This window comes from Dapis brunnea BLCC-M229 (assembly GCF_050015995.1).
Taxonomy (GTDB): domain Bacteria; phylum Cyanobacteriota; class Cyanobacteriia; order Cyanobacteriales; family Microcoleaceae; genus Trichodesmium.
The window spans coordinates 21,668-28,050 of record NZ_JBNHEP010000071.1 but is presented as its reverse complement, the minus strand read 5'-3'; the positions used below and the strand labels follow the sequence as shown (position 1 = coordinate 28,050).

6 protein-coding genes are annotated in these 6,383 nt (G+C 35.8%); 5 read left to right on the top strand and 1 reads right to left on the bottom strand.

The annotated features are described in order from the left end of the window. Window positions 1-27 precede the first annotated feature (27 nt). The 5 genes from ACP6PM_RS08255 (at window position 28) to ACP6PM_RS08235 (ending at window position 4,621) form a co-directional block, all read left to right on the top strand. A complete protein-coding gene (locus ACP6PM_RS08255; RefSeq protein WP_426583551.1) occupies window positions 28-144 on the top strand; it encodes an element excision factor XisI family protein in 117 nt (38 codons plus the stop codon). Window positions 145-215: 71 nt separating this feature from the next. Then, window positions 216-521 carry a small RNA NsiR4-regulated ssr1528 family protein gene (locus ACP6PM_RS08250; RefSeq protein ID WP_426583547.1) on the top strand — a complete coding sequence of 102 codons (306 nt, stop codon included), beginning with the start codon at window positions 216-218 and terminating at the stop codon, window positions 519-521. Window positions 522-1,215: 694 nt separating this feature from the next. Beyond that, window positions 1,216-1,914 carry a glutathione S-transferase family protein gene (locus tag ACP6PM_RS08245; protein WP_426583545.1) on the top strand — a complete coding sequence of 233 codons (699 nt, stop codon included), beginning with the start codon at window positions 1,216-1,218 and terminating at the stop codon, window positions 1,912-1,914. A gap of 561 nt (window positions 1,915-2,475) precedes the next feature. Beyond that, a complete protein-coding gene (locus ACP6PM_RS08240) occupies window positions 2,476-3,165 on the top strand; it encodes a glutathione S-transferase N-terminal domain-containing protein (RefSeq protein WP_426583543.1) in 690 nt (229 codons plus the stop codon). 1,132 nt (window positions 3,166-4,297) lie between these two features. Continuing rightward, window positions 4,298-4,621 carry a tetratricopeptide repeat protein gene (locus tag ACP6PM_RS08235; protein ID WP_426583541.1) on the top strand — a complete coding sequence of 108 codons (324 nt, stop codon included), beginning with the start codon at window positions 4,298-4,300 and terminating at the stop codon, window positions 4,619-4,621. 699 nt (window positions 4,622-5,320) lie between these two features. Here ACP6PM_RS08235 and ACP6PM_RS08230 read toward each other — a convergent pair. Next, entirely contained in the window at window positions 5,321-6,322 is a 1,002-nt protein-coding gene (locus ACP6PM_RS08230) for a DnaJ C-terminal domain-containing protein (protein ID WP_426583539.1), read from the bottom strand. Window positions 6,323-6,383: the final 61 nt, after the last annotated feature.

Below are 6,383 nucleotides of genomic sequence, written 5' to 3'. Positions count from 1 at the left end.
TTTTTGTGTAAAAAAAAAGTAATTTCAATGCCAAGAATAGTTAATGAGTCGAGGGAGTTGGGTGTTCCTAAGAGTGAAATTGTCTTGGGTTGTCAATTTCCAGATATCAGAAAATTGACGGAGTTTGCTATGGCTGAAATTTGAGATTGAATGGATTTGAAAAAATTACTCCTTAAGCAGATAAAATAATTATGTAAACTCAATACTTTATGGCTATGTCTTCGGAAATAAATTCTACAGGTGCATCAACTACTGGAGCAGATGCGGTTGATGAGGCGATCGCTAAAGGAATAGATTTAGATGGGTCTCCTATTCCATCAGCAAAGCTCGACCTTTATCAGAAGGTTATGGCATTAGAAGGTCAACGACAAAGGAGCGGGGTTAGTAATACAATGCGGTCTCGTATTGTGCGTATTGGAGCAAAGCATATTTCTCAAGATGAGTTAAATAATATGTTGAAAAATGCAGATTTTGCTGAATTGAAGGAAAAGGAAATTGCCTTTTATTATGGTGGGAAATAGAAAGAGTTTATAGAGTAGGGGTTTGGTTTCCAAACCTGTTGGGTCTCCAAACCTTTAAAAGGAAAAGGAAATTGCCTTTTATTATGGTGGGAAATAGAAAGAGTTTATAGAGTAGGGGTTTGGTTTCCAAACCTGTTTGGTCTCCAAACCTTTAAACTGACCAAACTCCCACAAAAAAATATTTAAAAAATTTTGATTTTCATGTACTTCAGCTATTAGGTAAAATTTTTAATTATTGGCAGGTTTTATGTAATAATTCAGCCATCAGTTATTAGGCATCAGCTATTGATGAGAGGAGGAGAGCAAAGCAACCTTTGAAATTGAGATAGAATTAAAAGTTACTGCCAAACTACACTTCTTTAAGCTTATAAGGAATTATTCATTATTTGCTGTTAATGCAGTTAGGATTCAGGATACTAGCTAACTGCGCTAGAGCTGAATTCTTACTGTTTTATAGGAAATAATTTTTTTCTCTTCTATATTAGTTTTCCTGATTAAATTTTCCTTATTCAGGTTCATTAGGGGAAAACGAGGGGCATTATGCTTGATTATTAATTTCCACAAAGTTGCTGATTATTGCTATAATAATAGCTTTGTTTTAATTGAAAAAATAATCAAAAAATAAGTTTACTCAAAAGCAAAGATGCTGATAGAGTTAATCATGTAGTTACAAGTTCTCAAGGTTAAAGAATCTATGGCAATTAAACTGTACGACCTAGTTACAGCAGAAGAAAACAGAGCTTTTAGTCCCTTCTGCTGGAGAATTCGCATGGCTCTAGCACACAAAAATTTAGAAGTAGAAATTATTCCCTGGCGACTGACAGAAAAAGAGGTGATCGCTTTCTCTAATCAGGACAAAGTTCCTGTAATTGTTGATCAAAATAAGGGAGATAAAGTAGTTTATGACTCTTTGAATATTGCTAACTACTTAGAGGAAACTTATCTAGATCAACCTTCTTTATTTGGCAGTGCTGAAGCAAAAGCTCAAACCATGTTTATTGACGCTTGGAATAACAGTTTATTTGGAGTTTTAGTACCAATAATCTTATACGATGTATTTGAAAATATCGATCCTAAAGATCAGCCTTATTTTCGAGAAAGTCGTGAAAGTTGTTTTGGTAAGACTCTAGAAGAATTTAAGGATGTTACAGAAGACGAAATTAATAATTTTAGAACTTTTATAGAGCCTTTAAGAAACACAATCAATCAGCAACCTTTCTTAGCAGGAGAAAAACCGAATTATGCTGATTATCTAGTATTTTCAAATTTTCAATTTGCTCGTGCTATGTCTCCCAAACAACTATTAGAAACTAGCGACCCAGTTTATGCTTGGCGAGAAAAAATGCTCGATTTATTTGATGGTATAGGACGCAAAAATATAAGTTTTAATTAATAAAAAATCCTATAGCAGGATAATCATAGCTTAGGAAAACTAAAAAACTCAAAACTATTAGACTTGCTGTAAAGTTTTGATATAGCGCTACTTGAATCGGGAATAGGGAACACTTAACTGGGAACAGGAGACTATCAAAGGATTTGAGGATTTATAAATGTCCTAACCTTAATGCGTAGCGCTATAAAAACATAAGTCAGGAAATTAGGTAATAGGCAATAGGAGGGGTGAAATTTTTAATTTTATATCTTGATTTTATATCTTGATTTTATATCTGGAATTAATTTCAAAAAGTTAGGATTTTGGAATCCTAAGCGCTGAAAGACCAAAGGATAATTATTCCCCCTAGCTCCTGACTCCTTTCCTCAATAAAAGACTTATTCAGCAAACCCTAATTAATGAGAAAGATTAACAAAGAACGCTTTTAGAGTAACGTTTAATTTTCTCTCAATCTTTCAACTCTAAGTATTCCTTTAAAAAGAATAAATTAATTGCTGAAAACTAATAGCTAATAGCTGTATGCTGACAAAAAATTAGACAAAAATTGGAGCTTTTTATATTATGACCCTAGACTTATACTACTGGCCGACTCCTAATGGTTGGAAAGTGAGTATCATGCTCGAAGAAACAGAAATTCCCTATAATTTAATTCCTATTAATATTATGGCTGGAGACCAGTTTCAACCAGAATTTCTCAAAATTAGCCCTAACAATAAAATGCCTGCTATTGTTGACCTCAACGGGCCTGATGGTAATCCCATTTCTATATTTGAGTCAGGAGCTATTTTGCTTTATTTAGCAGAAAAAACAGGTCGCTTTATTCCAGAAAACCCACGCGATCGCTACAGAGTTATTCAATGGTTAATGTTTCAAATGGGTGGTGTCGGGCCAATGTTAGGGCAAGCTCATCATTTTCGTCAATATGCACCCGAAAAAATTCCCTATGCCATTGAAAGATATACAAAAGAAACATCTCGTTTATATCGAGTATTGGATCTACAACTATCCCAATTTGAATATGTAGCGGGAGATTATTCTATCGCCGATATAGCAATATATCCTTGGATAGTATCCCACGAAAAGCAAGGGCAAAATTTAGCAGACTTTCCTAATTTAAAGCGATGGTTTGAAACTGTTAGTCAACGACCTGGGGTGACTCGTGGTTTAGCAATTTTAAATGAAAGTCGGGTGAAAAAGATGGATGAAACAGCAAAGGAAAATCTATTCGGCGCTCGTCAGTTTCAGCAGTGATATATAACTAGGGTTTGCTGATTAAATCTAAAAGCACTCACTTATGAAGGTAAGTGCCTTTTTGGAGCGAAAAAAAGTGTAAATTTTTCCTCACTCAAGCTGAAAAATTTAGGATGAAAGGTAGACAAGCACAGAAAGATACAGCTACAATTATTCCTCCTACTTTCTCTGTCTCCCCATACTCCCCAAACTTCCCACACTCTGCTTTTTTCAGCAAACCCTAACTATTACTTTTTATTGGGTGGGAAGTATTTTTCCTCCCTAAAAAATTCTGTAGAGACCCTTTATGGAACGTCTCTACAAATCTCATTCATACTGTTAACTTTTCTGCAAACAAATTTCTCAATCTGCAAAATTTTTAAAATCTAAAGTATCCTCTTTTCAGCTTTCCAACTCTGTGAAAAGCAAGTCTTAAATACCAAATATAAAAAACTTTCTATGCTTCCTTGAGTAGGGGAGTGGGGGAGTATTCATTAATGGATAATTGATAATGGATAATTGATAATTACCTCTCCCTTTTAGGGAGAGGATTGACGTTTAAGGAAAAAATTTATTCTCTTGGTCGATTGGATATGCCGAGGAGACCTCGGCATCCCATCCTAACGGACTGCTCCGCAAACGACCGCTTTTTTGCCCTATCCAAGGGGAGGCTTCAAGGCTTGAATAATCTAATTATTTAATTGTTTAATTATTAATTATTTCAGTAAAAATATGAATAATTATTTAAGAGTATACTGAGCAAGGTCTGTCTTGATGGCAAGTAGCAAATCCGATAAATGTATAACCATATTTCATATTAAATCATAAGTTGAAAATATTAAAATATTAATTGTCGACTGTTGACTGATGACTGATAACTGGAGCTTTTGCCAGAGGCAAACAACCTTTTTATTGCTACCAAGATCAAGTCTAAAGGTGTAAATATTCTCTAGCAACAATTAATTATTCCTACCCTTTTAAGAAGAACGTAGCTTCCTTAGAAATAAAAGAATTAGTACCAGAATTTGCTGGGAATATTGCTGTTGCTTTGAATGATTTATCAAATCATAGTTTGGCAGAAAAAATGTTAGATTTTGCCCAAGAGTATTAGCTAAGTTCCCGTTATATTTCCGTAGAGAATGAACGGGAAAAATTGGATGTAGTCGCCTATAGTTTACTGCCTCTAGATGTGGAATTTATTACTCAAATTAATCGGTGCATGGTTGGTTTAGATAAGGAGAAAAATTTGAGCGTAATAGACTCTTGTTATCAACGGGCAATACAGACATTTAATCAAGAAAAATATCAGGATGCGGTTATTGATTTTGGTTATGTTGTAGATTTGAATCCCGAATTTGTTGATGCTTATTATCATCCAGGTTTGACTTCTATTAAGTTGGAAAATTATAGAAAGGCAGTTGAATATTTTACTAAGGTTTTAGAGTTAGATTCTAGTCACGCCCCAGCATATAATTAATTATCGGGGTAATGCTTATTATAAATTGGCAGAATATCAACAGGCAATTGATACAGCAGATTCGCTGATGAATGTCATCTAACTATCTAAGCAAAAATTTTCCACTAGAAGACTCTGAGCGATCGCCTCAAATCAAATTAATTATCATTTTATGGAGCTTCAAAAAAACATCCTGATTAATTAGGGTTTGCCGATCAAGTCTTATGGGTAAGGGTAGGAGTCAGGAGTCAGGGGAATTATAGAGGAGGTAGTCGGAAAAATTGTCCCTCGATTTTTCTGCCATAATCATCCCAAAATATTAGCTTTATGCAGCTCTTTCCACCGAAAAGCTAGCACTTTTTAAGGACAAAAAAATACTAAAGCCTTTATCTGTAAATGCTTTAGCCTTTTTTCCTCGAAAAAACCCTCGCTCAAGCTCAAAAAGCTGACATTTTCAGCAGATAAGGGCAGAAAAATCTCAGACAATTCTTCACCTACCTCCTCTGTAATTCCCATTCCCCCTGACTCCTACTCCTACCCTTACCAAAAAACTTTTTCAGCAAACCCTAGTCAGGTTGCATCCCCGAAAAAATCATGATAATATTGATATATTAGTCTCTGCTCGTACTTAAGCATGAATTTTTATTCAACAAAAAATCTAAATGTCAGATATAAAGAAATAAACTCACCCGAAAGCAAATCCTGTAGCTATAAGCCAAATCAAACAGGCAAATCTTTCCGTGGCTTAAACTTCTCAACTTCCCGTAACTTCTGATATATCTCCAACTCCTCTTGACTAGGTTCCTTCGGAGTGACAATCTTAATCTCCACCAACTGATCGCCACGATCGCCCCTCCCATCAGGATACCCCTTACTAGCAAGTCGTAAACGTTGACCAGAAACAACCCCCCCCGGCAACTTCATCTTGACCCAACCATCCAAAGTGGGGACTTCAATATCCCCACCCAAAACAGCCTCCACAGGAGTAATAGGCAACTCACAAAAAATGTCCGCCCCCTCCAACTGATAAAAACCATGAGGAGCAACTGTAATCTTCAAATACAAATCTCCCCCACCAATACCCTGATTTTTCAGACGAACTCTTTGACCACTAATCATAGCTGCCGGCATATTTACCTCTATCGAGCGTCCATCTTCCAAGCGTATTTTCTCAATCCCTCCCACATAAGCCTTTTCCAAAGGCAAAGTCAATCTGGCCTCAATATCCTTTTTTGGTTCCCGTTCGGTTGCTTTATAAACAGCCTTTTTCTGACCAGGGCGATAAACACTTGATGGCTGAGTTTTTGGTTTTGTTGCTGTTGCCGGAGTCCTAACTTCCCGACGACGACCCAACATTTGATCTACAAAAGTATTAAAATCTGAAAAATCACTAACATCTACATCTTTTTCTGACTTACCTACATTCCCAGAAAGATTATCTCCCCAATTTCTAAAATCAGGAACCCGCACCCCCATCCTACTGGCAATTCCCTTCGGTTTCCAATATCGAATAAACTTATCGTACTCTACCCGTTTCTCTAAATCTGATAAAATATCGTAGGCTTCATTAATATCTTTAAACTTTTCTTCTGCCTCTTTACTACCTGGATTTACATCTGGATGAAATTGTCGCGCCAGTCTCCTATATGCTTTCTTGATTTCATCCACTGAAGCATCTTTAGAAACATCTAGAATCTGATAATAATTCCGAAAGTTTTGCATCTGCTAACTTAAACTTATAAGTAGTTTTAACGATAAATATTTTCTCTGACTCCTCGAAGCA

Coding starts and splice junctions, on each gene's coding strand:
- ACP6PM_RS08255 (WP_426583551.1), top strand. CDS start 28: ATGCCAAGAATAGTTAATGAGTCGAGGGAGTTGGGTGTTCCTAAGAGT.
- ACP6PM_RS08250 (WP_426583547.1), top strand. CDS start 216: ATGTCTTCGGAAATAAATTCTACAGGTGCATCAACTACTGGAGCAGAT.
- ACP6PM_RS08245 (WP_426583545.1), top strand. CDS start 1,216: ATGGCAATTAAACTGTACGACCTAGTTACAGCAGAAGAAAACAGAGCT.
- ACP6PM_RS08240 (WP_426583543.1), top strand. CDS start 2,476: ATGACCCTAGACTTATACTACTGGCCGACTCCTAATGGTTGGAAAGTG.
- ACP6PM_RS08230 (WP_426583539.1), bottom strand. CDS start 6,322: ATGCAAAACTTTCGGAATTATTATCAGATTCTAGATGTTTCTAAAGAT.